This is a genomic window from Arthrobacter sp. NPDC093128 (assembly GCF_040683875.1).
Classification (GTDB): domain Bacteria; phylum Actinomycetota; class Actinomycetes; order Actinomycetales; family Micrococcaceae; genus Arthrobacter.
Genome location: NZ_JBFBEY010000013.1, coordinates 1 through 16,248 on the forward strand (window position 1 = coordinate 1; position 16,248 = coordinate 16,248).

Annotated in this window: 20 protein-coding genes and 1 pseudogene; 5 read left to right on the top strand and 16 right to left on the bottom strand. The window is 64.8% G+C overall.

What is annotated here, in order from left to right; translation table 11 throughout:
* The 3 genes and pseudogenes from AB0N24_RS15930 to AB0N24_RS15940 form a co-directional block, all read right to left on the bottom strand.
* Positions 1 to 243, bottom strand: a pseudogene (locus AB0N24_RS15930) (hypothetical protein); the annotation flags it as partial.
* A 163-nt stretch (positions 244 to 406) separates the two neighbouring features.
* Positions 407 to 529 (bottom strand): hypothetical protein, encoded by a 123-nt coding sequence (locus tag AB0N24_RS15935; protein WP_364126145.1) that lies wholly within the window; start codon positions 527 to 529, stop codon positions 407 to 409.
* Positions 530 to 733: 204 nt separating this feature from the next.
* Complete coding sequence (locus AB0N24_RS15940) at positions 734 to 1,114, bottom strand: STAS/SEC14 domain-containing protein (RefSeq protein ID WP_364126148.1); 381 nt, start codon at positions 1,112 to 1,114, stop codon at positions 734 to 736.
* Positions 1,115 to 1,619: 505 nt separating this feature from the next.
* Here AB0N24_RS15940 and AB0N24_RS15945 point away from each other — a divergent pair.
* A complete protein-coding gene (locus tag AB0N24_RS15945; RefSeq protein ID WP_364126151.1) occupies positions 1,620 to 2,240 on the top strand; it encodes a hypothetical protein in 621 nt (206 codons plus the stop codon).
* Positions 2,241 to 2,286: 46 nt separating this feature from the next.
* On the opposite strand, the gene AB0N24_RS15950 is transcribed toward AB0N24_RS15945, so the two are convergent.
* The 4 genes from AB0N24_RS15950 to AB0N24_RS15965 all read right to left on the bottom strand — a co-directional run bounded on the left by AB0N24_RS15950 (position 2,287) and on the right by AB0N24_RS15965 (position 4,194).
* Positions 2,287 to 2,883 carry an AAA family ATPase gene (locus AB0N24_RS15950; protein WP_364126154.1) on the bottom strand — a complete coding sequence of 199 codons (597 nt, stop codon included), beginning with the start codon at positions 2,881 to 2,883 and terminating at the stop codon, positions 2,287 to 2,289.
* Positions 2,884 to 3,176: 293 nt separating this feature from the next.
* Positions 3,177 to 3,566, bottom strand: coding sequence for a recombinase family protein (locus AB0N24_RS15955; RefSeq protein ID WP_364126157.1), 390 nt, complete (start codon positions 3,564 to 3,566; stop codon positions 3,177 to 3,179).
* Between the two features lie 10 nt (positions 3,567 to 3,576).
* Positions 3,577 to 3,786: a recombinase family protein gene (locus tag AB0N24_RS15960; RefSeq protein ID WP_364126561.1), complete on the bottom strand. Its 210-nt coding sequence runs from the start codon at positions 3,784 to 3,786 to the stop codon at positions 3,577 to 3,579.
* A gap of 285 nt (positions 3,787 to 4,071) precedes the next feature.
* Positions 4,072 to 4,194, bottom strand: a complete 123-nt coding sequence (locus AB0N24_RS15965) for a hypothetical protein (protein WP_364126160.1) — start codon at positions 4,192 to 4,194, stop codon at positions 4,072 to 4,074.
* On the opposite strand from AB0N24_RS15965, the gene AB0N24_RS15970 reads away from it, so the two are divergent.
* Positions 4,193 to 5,284: a WXG100 family type VII secretion target gene (locus tag AB0N24_RS15970; protein WP_364126163.1), complete on the top strand. Its 1,092-nt coding sequence runs from the start codon at positions 4,193 to 4,195 to the stop codon at positions 5,282 to 5,284. The two genes, AB0N24_RS15965 and AB0N24_RS15970, sit on opposite strands and share 2 nt — an antisense overlap.
* Positions 5,284 to 5,826, top strand: coding sequence for a hypothetical protein (locus AB0N24_RS15975; RefSeq protein ID WP_364126166.1), 543 nt, complete (start codon positions 5,284 to 5,286; stop codon positions 5,824 to 5,826). The genes AB0N24_RS15970 and AB0N24_RS15975 overlap by 1 nt, the downstream gene beginning before the upstream one ends.
* Positions 5,827 to 5,943: 117 nt before the next feature.
* Here AB0N24_RS15975 and AB0N24_RS15980 read toward each other — a convergent pair whose 3' ends face one another.
* Complete coding sequence (locus tag AB0N24_RS15980; RefSeq protein ID WP_364126169.1) at positions 5,944 to 6,084, bottom strand: hypothetical protein; 141 nt, start codon at positions 6,082 to 6,084, stop codon at positions 5,944 to 5,946.
* Between the two features lie 85 nt (positions 6,085 to 6,169).
* Positions 6,170 to 7,240: an alpha/beta fold hydrolase gene (locus tag AB0N24_RS15985; RefSeq protein WP_364126172.1), complete on the bottom strand. Its 1,071-nt coding sequence runs from the start codon at positions 7,238 to 7,240 to the stop codon at positions 6,170 to 6,172.
* Positions 7,241 to 7,417: 177 nt separating this feature from the next.
* On the opposite strand from AB0N24_RS15985, the gene AB0N24_RS15990 reads away from it, so the two are divergent.
* Together AB0N24_RS15990 and AB0N24_RS15995 are read left to right on the top strand one after the other, a co-directional pair.
* The gene (locus AB0N24_RS15990) at positions 7,418 to 7,648 is read left to right on the top strand and encodes a hypothetical protein (RefSeq protein ID WP_364126175.1); all 231 of its coding nucleotides are present in this window, start codon (positions 7,418 to 7,420) and stop codon (positions 7,646 to 7,648) included.
* 76 nt (positions 7,649 to 7,724) lie between these two features.
* Positions 7,725 to 8,102, top strand: coding sequence for a hypothetical protein (locus AB0N24_RS15995; RefSeq protein ID WP_364126178.1), 378 nt, complete (start codon positions 7,725 to 7,727; stop codon positions 8,100 to 8,102).
* A 188-nt stretch (positions 8,103 to 8,290) separates the two neighbouring features.
* Here the strand turns inward: AB0N24_RS15995 and AB0N24_RS16000 are convergent, their stop codons facing one another.
* From AB0N24_RS16000 to AB0N24_RS16030, 7 genes are all read right to left on the bottom strand, one after another.
* On the bottom strand, positions 8,291 to 8,494 hold the full coding sequence (locus tag AB0N24_RS16000) for a cold-shock protein (protein ID WP_013599688.1): 204 nt from the start codon (positions 8,492 to 8,494) through the stop codon (positions 8,291 to 8,293).
* Positions 8,495 to 8,689: 195 nt separating this feature from the next.
* A complete protein-coding gene (locus AB0N24_RS16005) occupies positions 8,690 to 11,404 on the bottom strand; it encodes a PEP/pyruvate-binding domain-containing protein (RefSeq protein ID WP_364126181.1) in 2,715 nt (904 codons plus the stop codon).
* 9 nt (positions 11,405 to 11,413) lie between these two features.
* Complete coding sequence (locus AB0N24_RS16010; RefSeq protein WP_364126184.1) at positions 11,414 to 11,731, bottom strand: hypothetical protein; 318 nt, start codon at positions 11,729 to 11,731, stop codon at positions 11,414 to 11,416.
* Between the two features lie 126 nt (positions 11,732 to 11,857).
* Positions 11,858 to 13,009, bottom strand: coding sequence for a GGDEF domain-containing protein (locus tag AB0N24_RS16015; RefSeq protein WP_364126187.1), 1,152 nt, complete (start codon positions 13,007 to 13,009; stop codon positions 11,858 to 11,860).
* Positions 13,010 to 13,149: 140 nt separating this feature from the next.
* Complete coding sequence (locus tag AB0N24_RS16020) at positions 13,150 to 14,205, bottom strand: zinc-dependent alcohol dehydrogenase family protein (RefSeq protein ID WP_364126190.1); 1,056 nt, start codon at positions 14,203 to 14,205, stop codon at positions 13,150 to 13,152.
* Between the two features lie 65 nt (positions 14,206 to 14,270).
* The gene (locus AB0N24_RS16025; protein ID WP_364126193.1) at positions 14,271 to 14,897 is read right to left on the bottom strand and encodes a response regulator transcription factor; all 627 of its coding nucleotides are present in this window, start codon (positions 14,895 to 14,897) and stop codon (positions 14,271 to 14,273) included.
* A complete protein-coding gene (locus AB0N24_RS16030; protein ID WP_364126196.1) occupies positions 14,894 to 16,111 on the bottom strand; it encodes a sensor histidine kinase in 1,218 nt (405 codons plus the stop codon). The genes AB0N24_RS16025 and AB0N24_RS16030 overlap by 4 nt, the downstream gene beginning before the upstream one ends.
* Positions 16,112 to 16,248: the final 137 nt, after the last annotated feature.

Consider the following 16,248-nt stretch of genomic DNA (forward strand, 5'->3'; position numbering starts at 1 on the left):
CTGCTTATCGCCCGCGTTCAATCGCTGGTCCTCCTCTAGGTTGTCGGATCTGGACCTCAGCTCCCCGGACTCCCGCTCGCGGCACCAACGATTCATGGTGCCCTCGGTGATGCCAGCCGCCCTGATGAATGCAGCTTTAGAGCCCCACTCGAGGCATTTGTCGTACTCATCCAGAATCGCGTGCTTCTGGTCGGTAGTGAAGTGCTTCCGGTTCGAAACACGAACAGGCATAACGAAATCCATGACGGACCTTCCCCCGCTCTGAGCACCGGCCCCGGCAACAGGGAACCTGTCACACAACAGCCTGACACACAGGGCGTTCAGCCTTTTATGGGACTCCAGCTATCGACGATTACCGACCTCACGGTGCCAGTATCGTCCGTCCTCGCTTTCAGTGCGCAAAACGCTATCTGGCTGCGAAGGTGAAGGCACGATCGAAGTCGCCATCGAAACCGCCTGCTTCCGTCCAGACGAGGTCGAACTGTCCGTAGTCGGTCTCAACAACCAGGTCAAACAGCAGTTTCTCCACAGCATTAGGGTAGGACCAGTAAACGAAGCGGAATGCGCCCTACGAAGGACGTTACGCAACCTCACGTGCCTGGTCACCGTCGATACAGTCAGGGTCAGCCCTGTCGCACGGGAAACCCTGACCGGACGAAAACTGGCTCGGCAAAAACGACCGATATCGCCACTGACGATGGCGCGACTGATCGAGAGAAACCCAGGACTTTGGTCAGGGAAGCGGAGTATGGAGAAGCCACTTCAGGGCTTCATCGCGGGAGATAAAAAAGCGCGTTGGACACGGCAGGGCCTGCCGTCCCATGGTGAAGTTCGCAATAATCCGGTCGACCGGACTTGAGCCCAGCAAGGCAATTCGTGAAGCGGCGGAAGGGATCTCGAAAACGGACTTGGCCTGACGGGTCACGGCTTTTGTAGTCCCCATGTCGACCAACATCGGGTATTCGGAGCCGTCGGTAATTTCACGGAGCGTTGCCATAGCCGCGTGCACATCATCGCCTTCCAAGACGATCCCGGGCTTCCATGCAAGATGGATTATTCCGTCGGTACCGAGTTCGATTGTGCCCTTGCCGCCATTGACAGTGATTGGTTCCATTTTCTTCTCCCCCAGCATCTTCTTTCAGCCAAGCCTAAGGGCAGGCATGCATCAAACTCCGGCCGCCATGTAGGACGACTCTGAACGGAAAACCGGAGAGAGCAACCCGGAGACCCCTCAACGATCAAATAATATTGGGCGGGACGCACTCGATCAGGCGATCAAAAACGACCGTCTCTAACTTGCCCATGGCATGGCATCCGAAAAATGACTGTGAATCGCCACGGTATTTGGCACTGTTCTGTCTGCGGTAAATGGCGGGTTTTCGTTCGAGGAAGGTCAAGAAGAAGGCCGCCGTATGGGCTGATGAGGAAGTGATCGAACGGATAAGTGGGGGTGGTTCCACACGCCGACTACGTCGGGGGAGAGGGAGATGTCCTTTTCTGACTTCTTCTACAGGCCGCGCTCGTGCGAACCGCTGAACGCGAACAGAGGTTCAACCAGGGCAACGAGTTTCCTCCGGCTCCGGCTGGAAGCATCGGCGTCGGGCGGAAGGGATAGGCGCGTGAGCCAGGCAAAAATGAAAAATGTATCTATTGGCGCCATCGGATGCATCAGAACTATTGGCACCAATGGAACTAATAGATGTAAATTGGCGAAGCGCTACATTGAAGCTCAGATGGAGGGCGGCAGCGAGCTCTACCAACGCCTGCGGTCAAACCGCTACCGCATGGTGCTGATCGGGCGCAGGCTGTTTACAGTCGAATCGCCTCGACGCACGCTACTGTCCTTCTACTACGCGCACGTAAAGCCGTTTCCCCGTCACAGGGGAACGCAGACCGCTTCAATCCTTGGGGCCCCTGAGCTGCGGTTCCCGGCGACGACGTTCCTCTATTTCCGGCTCAACGAAGGCCGGACGGGCAGTTTCAAAAAGATACAGGTCATTCAGGAAAAGTGGCGCAGGGGATGGGCCACGGACATGGTTAACGCACTCCTTAAAGCTCATCCAGAGGCTACCTGGCAAAACGAAGTCCTGAACGGTAACAGCGGCCCTTTATTCGAGCGGCTCAGCAACGAGCACCCTGAACGGATCGCGCCAGTGAGTAAGGCCGCGGATGGCAGATACGCAGTTGGGTCCCGCCCCCGTCCATCTGAATGTCACCGCCCGCGTAATCTACCCCGCTGAGGGGTTGCCTCCGTTTAAGTAGTTCCTCGTCTTTCACAGCTAAAGACTAGTTCTCGAAAGACGGCTGTCTCAAAGCCGGCCCCTCGGCGGGCACAAGGATGCCAGATGTTGTGCGCCCTCGGCGACTAAGCACTGAATCCGCGATCCGCTGCGCGGCTTGGTCCGCCGTGATGTGCGTGGTGTCGATGACCTCGGCTTCATTGTGTAGCCAGGTATGGGCTGCTTCGGCGTACGGTTCCAGGTACGCGAAGCGGAACGTCGAAGGGCCTAGGTCCTTATCGTTCTGTATGCGGTCGCGGAGCGTGGCCTGGTCGGCGTGGAGAACAAAATGATGGATCGGTATGCCGTGAGCGGTCAGCCCATCGCTAATCTCCCGCCAGTAGTTCTCGACTAAGACCGTCATTGGCATCACGAGCGTGCCTCCGGTGTACTCGAGAACGCGCCGTGCGGTTTCGACAACGAGCGTCCGCCACGGTTCCCAGTGCTGGAAGTTGTCCGTCACGGGAAGTCCCGGTTTGATGTCCATCAGCACTTCACCGACTTTCTCAGCGTCGAAGACGCGCGCGTCGGGCAGCAATCGCTGCACGAGCGCGCTCGTTGTCGTTTTTCCCGCCCCGTGGGTCCCGTTGAGCCAAATAATCATGGACCGAAGCCTAGCGCCAAAGAAGTTTCCTTCACCGCCCGTCCGATAGCCGATCCGTAGTAGGCCGTCTTCTGGCAGGTTTGATGTTCGGCACCCAGAGCCGTTGTTTAGAGTGCAGGTCAAAACGGCGGATTCCGTGCGCGTCGCGCCGGCCGCCGCGACGCGCCCACTATGGGGCGCACGAAACCGTTGCGCGAAACCTCATTGCAGGTTTCTCGCGCCACAGCGTTGCTGTGCAGACCAGTGGGCGTTCTAGATCTCGGCCTCTCTAGCTGTATGCATTGTCCGGGCCGCTAGAGCGCGACGGCATGTGTCGGTACAACGTCGTGCGTTTCAGGCCGGTCTTGGCGGTTATCTCCCGATGGAGGAACCGTTGGCCCGGAGCAGGGCGCTGCGTGTTCGAGCTTGGCGGGATCGACCACGGACGGCCGGCCGGTGCGCCGGCCGTTGGCCGTGGGCACCGCCCGCGCATGTGAAGCGCGCTCGGCCGCGTAGGTGCGTTCCATCTGCCCGAACAAGGCCAGCATGACGAATGCCAGCTGGGCCATAGGCGAGTCAGGTTCGGCGGTGTCGATGGCGAGGGGATCAGCCAGGGTCCGGACACCCACACCGCGCTCTTTGAGGCCGTGGACCATATTCAGGGTGTCCCGGACTGTGAGGCCAAGCCGGTCCAGGGTGTGCACGATCAGGACGTCACCGTCCCGCGTGGGTCAGTGCTTCCTGGAGTCCGGGGCGGGCGGTGGTGGCTCCGGATTTCTTGTCCACGAAGATGTGTTCGTTCTTGATGCCGGCGGCCGCCAGGGCGTCCAGCTGCCGGGCCAGATCTTCTTTCGCCGTCGAACTCTCGCCGAGCCAATGTCCATGCCTGGAACCGTACCGAATGTTGTAGCTGTGACGGGTGATTGTGGCGGGAGTATTGGGATAACTTACGGGACAGTCAGGTTACGCGACATTCCGCGGAACCCGAGCAGTGGGGGGGGTGTGTCCCACCGAGGCTGCCCCACAACCAAGGAACTGGGACACCTAGTCTTAGCGGGCCGGTACACTTTTGGCGCCGGCTCAGACTAGTTTGGAGAAATGTCGCCATCCACTCCTCAAGAAGCCGGCACGGCGCCTTTCGTGCTGCTCGGCGCGGGTTTCTCTAAAGCTCCTTGCTGCCCCGCGCCCGCGGGTGCCTGAAGAGGTGGCCTATCCGACCGACGGCGACTGCTGGTCCGGGCTGAACTGACCCGGGCCAAGCGCGAGTGCTGTCTTGGCATGGGAAGAGCTGCCCATGGCCGCTGCCGTGATGATCCGGCACGATGGGTGCATGACTGACTTTGTCGGCGCCGACCCCGCGCAGCTCAGGGCGCTCTCCAAACAGATGGCCAGGAGCGCCGATCGAATCGGCGCCTCGCTCAGGACCCTGGGTTCTGTCCTTGAAGCACCCGGCCAGTGGCTGGGGCCGGACATGCAATCCTTCCGCCAATCCTGGCACGGGGAACTCATGCCCCAATCGAAGTCCGTGATCATGAGCCTGTTGGAGGCCTCCCGGGCGCTCCAAAGCAATGCCGACGAGCAGGAGAAGGCAAGCCAGGGCGGGACCGGTACACAAAGCACCGGAACTGAAGGCGGCGCGGACCGCCGCGACGAGGAACGCGGTTCTGGGGGTTCGCGCACCGGGCGCGGTGAACAGGGGACAGATCCCGGCGGTCACACCACCGGGAGCGAAGCCTTTCCCGGTGGCCTTGGCACTCCCGTCCCGGGTGACCACGTGCCGAAGCCAGAGGCTCCGCAGTGGTCCTCGGACAAGGATTCCCAAGTGCATGATTTGGCGGACCCCGGTTTCGGCGACCACGCCACAAAGCTTGAAGCCGAGGTGGCCGCAAACGCCGCCACGCCCCTTATCCCGCATGCTTCGCGGAACCTGCTGCATTTCCTGGGCAACTCCGGGGCGCCGCTTGACCAGGACGTTGACCAGATGCTGCGGGATTGCCCGGAGCTTTCGCAGCAGACCACCGCCGACGTCGGCAACCTTGCCCAGGCCGCAGTGGAAGACGCCAGGAACTCGGGCACCATGGAACCGGTCACATACCCCGTGAACACGGAGTGGAAGGGGTATTACATCGGCAAGGACGAAAGCGCCGACTGGTTCTATGCCAGCGGCGGAATCAGCTACAGCACCCAGGGCCAGGTGACGGTGTACCCGCCAAAAACGCCTGGCGGCGAGTGGAGCTACAGCACGGACACCACCGTCGGTTACCGCGACCGCTACAACTGGGATGGCACCAAGTCCACGGATATTGGGCCGGTAAACATCACCGACAAGCAGCTTGGACGCCTTAACGAAGTAGGGATCGCGCAGAATTACAACATGACAGGCGAGTCTTCAACTCACCACAGCTCCGGACGTGTCAAGTGATGGCGCGCAAAGAAATGGCGACGGCTGCCCTGGCCGTGACCGGCATCTTGCTGGCCGGATGCGCCACCCCCGGTGTCGCGCGGCCGGGAGGAACGACACCGGCAGACACCCGTTTGGAAGCCTCCGGCACTACGACGACAGGACCTGACATGACCATGGATTCCCCTGCCCCCGGCGACGCAAGCAGCCTGGCGGCTTCGCTTTTTGCACCGCTGGACCTAAGCCTTCCGGCGAGTGCCGACGGCATTGCGGTGGACCAGACTCCGCTTGAGCCTTTTGCCGGTGCTTCCCTGACGAGTTTCACGGCCGACACTGAGGAGATGAAGTCCATCTGTGTGTCGGCGGGTTCGATGGTGGCCCCCAATGCGGAGATCGTTGCCCAGGACGCGAAGGTGCTGCGCGGCGTCGGGATTGAGCCAGGTTCCACCCTGTGTTCCAAAGACACAGACTCCGGACGGGGACCGGCATTCCGGGTAGTCATCCCGCCGAAAGACTCGGGAAGGATCCACGTGGCGATCTACCAGCTCCCCGCTGGGCGCTGACGACCTCGCCGGCATGCCTTGAGTGCCCACCGCGGAGCCGTGGGGTCGCCGTAGTACTCGGGAAAAATCGGGCGGAAATCGCTGACCGTCGATGATCCGTTCGGCCAGCGGCACCGATCAGGTAGTTGCCTCGTGCGCGGCGAAGTGGGTGTGGGCCTGTTCGATGGCTTCGGGGTGCGCCTGCCGCTTGGCGTGTTCGGCCAGTGCGCGATAGATGCTGGCCGGGCCGGGGTTTTTCCCTTTGTGCTTGCTCTGCACAACTACGAGCGAGTGAACTTGATGGACTTCCCGGAATCTGTTCAGGGAAGGATCAGCCAATTGAAGCCAAGCTGGACTCGCAGACCTAGCCTTGCTCGGTCAAGATCGTCTTGCTGACCCAAGTCGTAAGTTCGTTGGTGAAGGTACCAGGCGAGGCATTCCACTCCTGGGTATGGTGGGCCTCAGGTAGCGGAACCAAGGTGACGGTGGCCGGATTCGCGCGTTGGAACGCGGCCGAGATCACCCAGGGAACCTCTTGATCTGCGCTGGAGTGCAGGACCAGGGTCGGGACTTCCACCCGGTTAGGTACATCAACCCAGTCAAGTGCATTGAAATCGATTGGTTCCTCCAGCCCGAGCATCTTCGCGAATGGGGGAGTCTGCAGCAGGCACATGACAAGGCCGGCACCAATCGCCGGGACGCCGGCCCGCGCCGCCCCTGCTGTGATGGTCTTACGCCAGCTCGTGACGGGCCCTACCAAGACCATCCCAACGATCCGTTCCCGGTGCGCGCTGCGCTCCGCTGTGAGCAGGGCAATGGTGCCACCCATCGACCAGCCGGAGAGGATGATGCGCTTGGCTCCATGAGCTACGGCGTAGGTCACAGCGCTTTCCACGTCACGCCATTCAGTTAGCCCAAGGTGACTCGATTCGGCCTGTGGGGGGCTGACCTCGGGGTCGCTGCGAAATGTGGGAACCAACGAGGTGAATCCCAATGAACTGAAAGCGTGGACATCTCGGAACATGATTGAGCGGTCCGTCCAGCTGCCATGGATGTGGATCACCCATACGTCCGTGTTTCCCTCGAACAGCCATGCAGGCGCCGCACCGTAGGCGGTGGGGATGTCCACCTCTTCGTAGCGTCCGCCGACAGCAGATGGCTCGAAGAACACATCCGGGGTCCAATCGACGATTGGCCCCAGACGTCCCGGCGCGGAGCCGGGCGGATCAATCCGCCGTTCTACGTACTTTTGATCCTCATTGATCAGAGTGACCTCGCCGACTCCTGTGTACTTCTCTGTCGCGGGGTCGAACACGCCGAAGTCGCCCGGGGCTTTGGTGTAGTCATCCAAATCGATGCGGATTCGTCGTCCGTCTTCTGTCACCTCGGCCCGGCGGTAGTCCTTAGGGCCCCGCTTGACGATCTTGCGGGCCATGATGACAGCGAACCCAGATAGCCCGGCGGCCGGCACAAGGAACGCCATGCAGGCCAGGATGCGCCGTGACGTCTGCATTAGGTCTTCATCCTCCATCGCCGATCAAGGCAGAACAACGGAACCCACACATCGTAACGTCCCTTCGGTGGGCACACCGCGCAGGGCTCGGTGGCCACCGTGACCCGGCGCAACACCAAGCTCTCCCGTGCACTGTCTCTCTCGTGCCAGTTCGCGTTCCACCGCATCTCCGACATTCCCGAAGACAGTCCGGCCATCGCCATGCTCAAGGAATGCGGAACCGTCCCGCTGTACAAACAGCAGAGGACCGCGGACGCCCTGGCCTGTGAGCGGATGTTCAACCTGCCGCCGGGATCCGCCGAAGTCATCTCCCGCTTGAAATTGAACTGACCGACACCGACAGTGCCATGAAATCCGCCGGCACCATCGCCTTTAACGAAGAACTGATCGATATGGAGGTACCGGCATGAGCAGCAAGACCTCAACAGATACCGTCATGAAAATCGGTTTGGCCGTGATTGTCGTGGTGCTGGCGGCCCTGGCCTGGGTTTCGGCGTTCTTTGGCGAGATGCTGACGCCCACGGGGATGCTGTGGACGGACTTCGCCGCTCTCTGGGCCAAGATCAAGGCCGGTGAGTTCCTCTGGCCGGGCGCGTCCACCTGGGTCCTGATCGTCCTGGCCGTGCTGGCCATTGTTGGTGCCGGGATTCTCAGCGCACTGTTCGGCTCCACGAAGACCCGCGAGGATGGGCTGCCACGCTACAAGGACCTGGAAATGCGGATGGGCAGAAAGCTGCCCTGGCTAAGCACACCACCGGCGAACTCGCAGAACTCATTTCAGTAGCCAGATCCACGGTGTACCGGGCAGTCCAACGCGCACGGCACAAGCCGAGCCTGCCCCGGTAAGGTGGCGCCTGCGCCGTGGCCAAAGCCAGCAGGCAACAACAACGGCCCCTCCAAACCGTTCGGTTCGGAGGGGCCGTAGTTGGTACAGGGTGGTCCGGCTAGGCGCCGGAGCCTTACCCTAAGCCTTTAGAGAGGGCGGATGTTCTCTGCCTGCGGGCCCTTGGGGCCCTGGGTCACATCGAATTCGACCTTCTGGTTCTCATCCAGTGAGCGGTATCCGCTGCTGGCGATTGCCGAATAGTGGGCGAAAACGTCAGCGGACCCGTCGTCGGGGGCAATGAAGCCAAAACCCTTTTCGGCGTTGAACCATTTAACTGTGCCTGTTGCCATGGCTGCATTCCTTCATGTGACTCTGATTCTCTCCGCAGGCACAGTGGCCCGCGGTGCGGAGAACGTCCCCCGCTGTCCCCAACGTACGGGGCGGCGGCGCTGCTTGCAAGGGTATAAGTCCTCTTACGGCACTATAAGTCTGGCTTTCAAGGCAATAATTGTCCCCCACGCACCGTAAACGAACGGGCAAAACCCTCACCAAGTGACGGTTCCGGCTGCCCCGTCCACCGTGACCGTCTGCCCGTCGCGCAGCCGCGCGGTGGCATCGGGAACGCCGACGACGGCGGGGATGCCGTATTCGCGTGCCACCACCGCACCGTGGGAGATGACTCCGCCCATCTCCATTACCAGGGCCCCGGCCGTCATAAAAAGCGGTGTCCAGCCGGGATCAGTCGACGGGGCCACAAGAATTTCCCCGGGCTCCAGGCGGGCACCCACCGGATCCATAACCACCCGGACTTTCCCGGTGGCCGTGCCGGCGGAGGCCGGCGTCCCCGCCAGCCGGTCCGCCGCGTCTGCCGGGGCCAGTGCGGCGGCCTTCGCCATTACGGCGGCCTCCACATCGGTGCCGTCCGAGAGCAGCAGGCGCGGAATCCGCCGTCGCCGGAGTTCGACGTCGTACAGCCGGCGGCGCGGGGCGACGATTCCCTTGAGCTTCGCACCACGAAGGCCCACCCTCAGCTCATCGAAGTCCAGGAAGAACACATCGCCGGCCGCGGTGATGGCGCCTGTCCTCGTCAGTTCCACTCCAACGGCTAGGAGCTGCCGGTGCATCTCCGCCAGCACCATCACGATGCAGAACTTGGGAAATTCCCGCAGGCCGGCCAGCTGCCGGGTCCGCCGCAGGCAGAGCGCCACCAGGCGCCCCCGCAGCCGGCTTTTGGCACCTGCACGCGCCGCCAGTTCGCTGATCCGGGCCTCCGCGTCGTCGGCGGCCTTGGCAAACTGGCGGTCCGGAGCCTGCTCGGGATCCTCCACCCGGAGATAGTTCGAGAGCATGCCAAGCAGGTGGTCCGGCTCCTCGGACCACCGTGGCATCCCCATGTCGATTTCCGCCACGGCCCGGTGGCCGTACTTGGACAGGAACTTCCGCAGCCCGGCCTGGGCAACGGCCGGCAAGCTTCCCGCGTCGTAGCGCGCAGCCAGTTCCTCTGGGCGCTCTTCCATCAACAGCGGGCGGGCCTCGGGATCCCGGCCCAGTGAAACGGCCAGCTGCCACAGTTCAAGGTCCATAATCGTGGTCACATTGTGGGGAAGCCCCCGCAGGACCGCCTCCAGTTCCCGCGGTTTGGCAATGCCGCGCAGCAGCCTGCGGGCGGCGGCCAACATCAGGTACCCGGCAGCCGGCCCCGGCAGCGTGGCCTGGATCAGCCCGCTGACGGTGGTTCCCAAGACATCCTCTGCGTGCCGGAGCCGTCGTGCCGGACTGGCCGGGAGCCGGAGTGCCAGCCGGGCTTCGAGGCGCCTTTGATAGTTCCGTGCCCTGCGCAGTTCCGCGTCCGGCCACAGCAGGGCACGCACCATCGCCGGGATGAACTGTGCAGCCAGGCCGAGGTTCTGGATGCCGTCCGTGCCAGGTCTTTCTGTCGCCGCGGAGCCCGCAGTGCCGTCCCGGCCCCGCTTCCGGCGCCGTCCCTTTCGGGAAGGACGGACAATGCTGAACCGCGGGTCTTCCAGCAGCGCCGGGAACACGGCCGCAGACCTTCCGTCCGCCAGCGGAAGCATCCGCAGCAGCATCCGGCGGCCGGATTTGCTGCGGACGAACGGCGTCAGGTCGACATACATCCGCAGCCCGGGGTTCACGTATTTCCACGGCCCGTTGTTTCCCCTCATGAGGCTCAGGACTGAGAGGCCCATCGGCGTGATGGGGCCGGTGAGCCCCTGGAGCAGCGTGCCGCACAGGTACACGCGCGGCTCCGTGCCGGCCGCCTGGTCCGTGCTGGCTTCGCCGCCGGATTCTTCCTCCTCCGGCAGCGGGTACAGCGTGGTGATGGGCCGCGACTGGGTCAGCCAGGCCCTGCCTCCGGCGTCGATCACCCACTCCACGTCCTGGGGTGCGCCAAACAGGCTCTGGGCGGAGTCGCCTAGTGATGCCAGTTCGCGAAGCTGGGCCAGGGCCAGGCTTTGCTTCCGGCCCTGCGGCGGCTGCAGGACCCTGCCCGTGGCCGTGTCCACCACAAAGTGGTCGGGATTCACCGCGCCGGAGACCACGGCCTGCCCGGGTCCCGGGCTGGCATCAATGACAGTCTCCGTGCGCGTCCCCGTCACCGGGTTGGCGGTGAATAGCACGCCGGACGTGCCGGCGTCGACCATCTGTTGAACGACGACGGCGAGCCCCACCTCGCGGTGGCTGATCCCGTTCGCCGTGCGGTAGGCCACTGCCCGGTCCGTCCAGAGGGACGCCCAGCAACGCCGCACGGCCTGGACGACGGCGTCGGCTCCGACGATATCCATGAACGAATCCTGCTGCCCCGCGAAGCTGGCGAAGGGCAGGTCCTCCGCGGTGGCCGAGGACCGTACCGCCACGGCCACGTCGTCGCCCATGGCCATGTACGCGCGGCGGACGGCAGCCTCGACATCGGGCGGCACCGGTGCCGTCGCCACCGCCTCTCGGGCATGCCGCGCCAGCTCGTCCCGGACGTCGGCCGCGCCGTCGTCAGAGTGCGAGGCCGGAGCGCCGTCCAGGCGGGAGGCCACGCCGTCGAGTGCCGCGGGGACGGCCATCCGGTAGGCAGCCGTGGTCAGGCAGAAGCCGGGCGGAACAGGGAAGCCCGCCGCGGTGAGTTTGCCAAGGTTCAGCGCCTTGCCTCCCACCAGCGCCAGCGACCCGGAGGCTAGCTCGCTGAGCCCCACAACGAGGCTGTCCCGGGCCCCGCCGCCCGCCTTCGGATCAGGGCTTACAGAACCCATGCCCCGCTCCTAGCCGTTGTCGGCGCCCTCGCCGGTGTCCTCCCACATGACATCCAGGTTGCGGAAGATCACGGGTCCGTCGCACAGCGCCGCCATCTTGGCCGCGAATTCCGACGTTTCCGGTCGGCCGGAATTCTCCATCGCAGAGTCAAAGGAATCGAAGTCGACGATAGTGAAATAGGTCCCCGGGTGGTCCCTGTCCGCCGTCGCGACAATGCGGCGGAACGATGGCGGAGTACTTCCCTCGGTCCTTGACGGACGGCCCAGCTCTTCAATCTCCTTGATGCGGGAGGTCTTGAATTCGATGATCTGCACAAACCCGGCCATGACGGCTCCTCGACGGCGGTGGATGCTGACGCGCTTCACGCTAGCCCCCGCCGCAGGGCGGCGCAAAGGGGAGAAATGCCCTACTTTGCCGGTGTCCTGGCGCTGCCCTGGTGGGAGCCCGGGCGACTAAGGGGTGTGGACTCCCCGGACGGTGCGGTTGCGGCCCAGCGACTTGGCTTGATACAGGGCGGTGTCCGCGGTCGCGATCAGCTCATCCAGGCCGGCCGTTCCATGGTCTATCGGGGCAATGCCGTAACTCGCCGTGGGCATGCGGAAACCGCCCGGTCCGCGGACTGACCTGAGCTGCCGGTTGATCCCCGCAGTGATGGCTTCGGCCCGGTCCGGGCTTACACCGGGCAGGAGGAAGATGAACTCCTCGCCGCCGTAACGTCCCACGAGGTCTGTTGAACGGACCGTGTCATTGCAGGCGGCGGCGAACGACTGCAGGGCCACATCACCCGCCGCGTGGCCGTAGGTGTCGTTGACTGCCTTGAAGTGGTCAATGTCGGCAAGGATCAGGCAGCCCAGTGCCTGCTTGCGCCGCAGCCGCTGCAGCTCATCGGAGGCCAGTTCCATGAAGGCGGAGCGGTTGAGCAGCCCGGTGAGGCCGTCCTGCGTGGCCACGGCGTGGAGGGCGCGTGTCTGCTGTTCGCTGCTGAGCGCCGCCATGCTGAAGGACACCACCACCAGCAGCACCATGGTGACCAGCGTGGTGACGGCGGAGCCGAAGTAGGCGACGAAAACGGGGCCGTCCGGGCCTTCGCCGATGTACACCACCAGCCGGCAGAAGTAGTAGGCGGAGAAGAACCCGGCCGCGATGGCCAGCGGAATCCGGACCCGGGAGTAGCCCGGCTCCAGCCGCCAGAGTTCGCGGGACGCCAGGCCCAGCATGAGGCTCATGAGCGCCAGGAACATGGCCCCTCCGGACCAGACGTTGACGGCAGGGTTTTCCAGGGCTGATGACACGGTCACAGCGGCGGGACCTGCCGCCAGCTGCCAGGAACGCGGCCGCGACGCGCGTAGCGACCGGGCGCCTGACCAGACACAGGTTGCTCCGGCGATCAGCAGGCAGTTTCCCAGCGGGTTGGCCCACACCTGATGCGCTGTCCCGTTGAACAGAAAGGAAGCGGACCCGGCGAGGAAGAGCGTCAGGGCGAGGCACCACCACGCACTGTAGGGGGACCGCGTGCTCCGGTAGGCCGCGAAGTAGAACAAGAGGGCAAGAATGAGCGCGACAACGGCAAAGGCAACCCTGAGGGTTGAGGTGTCGAGCTGCATTCAGTTCCCCCAGTTCGCCACCAAGCGAAGACCCGGACCGTACGCGCACCCAATTCGTACGCAGACTTAGTATCGCACCCGAAGGCGTTCGCAGGGGACTGCCGTTGCAGTCTGTTAAGCCCTGCCGTCAGCCGGCCGGGTCAGGGCGTGAGCAGCACCTTGATGGCACGCCGTTCGTCCATGGCTTTGTAGGCCTCGGCAGCTTCCTCCAGCGGCATCACGGAGTCAAACACCCGGCCCGGGTTGATGGTTCCGGCCAGCACGTCCGCCAGCAGTTCGGGGATGTAGGTCCGTGCGGGAGCCATGCCGCCGGCGATGGAGACGTTGGAGTCAAACAGGTAGCGCAGCGGAACCTCGGCCCCTCCGGTGGGGACGCCCACAAAGCCAAGCGCGCCGCCTGGGCGGACACAGTGCAGGGCCTGCTCCATGGATTCCTTCGTGCCCACACATTCCAGCACCGAATCGGCCAGCACGCCGTCCAGCAGCTCGCGGACCTTGGCCACGCCGTCGTCGCCCCGTTCCTCCACGATGTCCGTGGCGCCGAACTCGCGGGCCAGCACCTGCCGGTCGGTGTGGCGGGACATGGCGATGATCCGCTCTGCCCCGAGCCGCTTGGCCGCGAGGACACCGCAAAGCCCGACGGCGCCGTCGCCCACCACTACCACCGTCCGGCCGGGCGCCACTTTCGCGGACAGCGCCGCGTGGTGGCCGGTGGCCATGACATCGGAGAGCGTCAGCAGGTTGGCGGTGAGCCCAGCGTCCGGCTCGGTGACTCCCGGCACCTTGACCAGGGTGCTCTCGGCAAGAGGAACCCGGACGGCCTGGCCCTGGCCGCCGTCGATCCTGTGGCCGGAATCGTCCCGGCCGCCCCAGCCGGCCAGGTGGTCGCACGCAACGGTGACGCCGTTGCGGCACTGCGGGCATTCCCCGCAGCTGATGACGAACGGTGCAATGACGAAGTCGCCCGCCGCGAGCGCTGTCACGTCCGCGCCGACGCTCTCCACCACCCCGACGAATTCGTGGCCGATGGCGGTCGGCTTCTTCGTGGGCCTGACGCCCCGGTACGGCCACAGGTCCGAGCCGCAGACGCAGGATGCGGTCACTTTCACCACAACGTCCGTGGGCAGCTGGACGGTGGGGTAGTCGCGGTCTTCGACCCGGATGTCTCCGGGGCCGTGGATGATGGTGGCGCGCATGAGGGCTCCTCAAGTCCGGGGGCGGGGTTAGGGTCGAGTCTAGACCTGCGTTCCATGGGGATCCGCTAGCGCATCCCCTCGCGGCGGATGGCGGTGGCGATCGCGGCGGCCCTGGTTTCCACCCCGAGCTTGGCGTAAATGTGGGCCAGGTGCGTCTTCACCGTGGCCTCGGAGATGAACAGCCGCTGGCCGAGCTCCCGGTTGCTGAGCCCCTCGATCAGCAGGCTCAGCAGCTCCGCCTCGCGTGGAGTCAGGATCTCGTCCGGGTTCCGCAGCTGCTGGAAGAGCCGCGAAGCCACGGGGGCGCTCATCACGCTCTTGCCCTGGACGGCTCCCCGGATTGCCGCGAAGATCTCCTCCGGCGCGGCGTCCTTGAGCAGGTAGCCCATGGCGCCGGCGTCGACGGCCCGGACGATGTCCGCATCCGAATCGTAGGTGGTGAACACCAGCACGGCCTGCCTGCTGTCGCGGCGGCGCAGCTGCTTGATGGCCTCGATGCCGTCCATCCCGGCGCCCATGGCGAGGTCCATCACCACCACCGCGGGGCTGAGCTGCTCTGTTTGGACCAGTGCCTCTTCTCCGGAGGCGGCCTCGGCCACCACCTGAATGTCGGGCTGCGTTCCCAGCAGGGCCTTGAGCCCGCTGCGGACCACCAGATGGTCGTCCACCAGCAGCACGGTAATCGGGTTCACTGGTCCTCCCCGGCGGGCAGTTGCGCGGCCACGATCGTCCCTTCGCCGGGGGTGCTTTCCACCGAGAATACGCCGCCCAGCTGCTCCACCCGCTGCCGCATGGCGCGGAGTCCGTAGCCTCCGGCGTCCGACGGCGGTGCCAGCGACAGCGGGTCGAAGCCGCAGCCGTCATCGTACACATCCAGGGTGACGGCACCGGGCAGGAACCCCAGCGTCACCGTGGCGTTCGCCGCGCCGGCATGCAGCTTGGTGTTCGCGGCAACGCTCTGGACCACCCGGAGCAGCGTGTGCCGCACGTCGGCGGGGACAGGGCGCGGCTCGCCGGTGACCAGCAGGCGCACGCCCGGGACATACTGCGACGCCGCCTGCAGCAGGCCATCCGGCAGGGGAGCCGTATCCAGCCCGGGGGAGGCGAGCTCGTGGACCAGGCTGCGCGTGTCCGCGAGGTTCCGGCGCAGCATCCCGCTGGCGCTGAGGACATCCTCGCGCGCCGCCGGGCTGGGCCAGGACCTGTTCGCGGCTTCCAGGAGGAGGAGGCTGCTGGCCAGGCCCTGCGTCACGGTGTCGTGGATTTCCCGGGACACCCGTTCGCGCTCCTCGATGGTGCCCGCCCTGCGCTCGCTGGCCGCCAGCCGTCCCTGGGCCAGCGACACCTCCGCGTGCAGCCTGCGCTGCTCGGCGGCGTCCTGCTCGATGCGGTCGTAGATCAGCGTCAGCATAACGCCCACGGCCAGCGGCCCCAGGAGCATGGCAATATCGCTGCCGCCGCTGAGCCGGAACAGCCCGACGGCGGTGGCCGCCGCCGTCGCGCCGCCCGCCAAATACGCCACCCAGCCGCTGAAGGCCGTCCGGCACAGGAAGAAGAGCGCGAACGAGCACCATGCGAAGCTGGGCGCCGCGATCACCAGCACCGCCCAGAGCGCCACCAGGACGAACATCCACACCGCCCACGGCCGCCTGCGCTGCGAGAGCACGGCGATCACGGCGTAGAGCGAACACACTGCCGCGGCGAGGGCCAGCACCCACAGGTTGTCCGCGGGGCTGTGCCGCATGACGTAGCGGACCGCCGACGCCACCAGCAGCACGGCAAAACCAAGATGGACGACGGCGTCGATGCGGCCCAGCGGGCCTGTTCCGGGAGGGCCGTGGTGGGGGAGGGGCCCGGAGGCTGGCGAGGGGACCGGCGCCGCCGGGAAGGCTGGTGAGGAGGGCATGGGGGTCCGGTTCCGGTGGAGGAGTGCTATCCACAATGCTAGGGCCCGCGCCGTTGCTGGTCTCTCAGCCTTTTGGCTGATACGGCGAGCCTGATGGGGGAGTCCGGAGCAGACTAACGCCCGATGCCTTGCCGCGG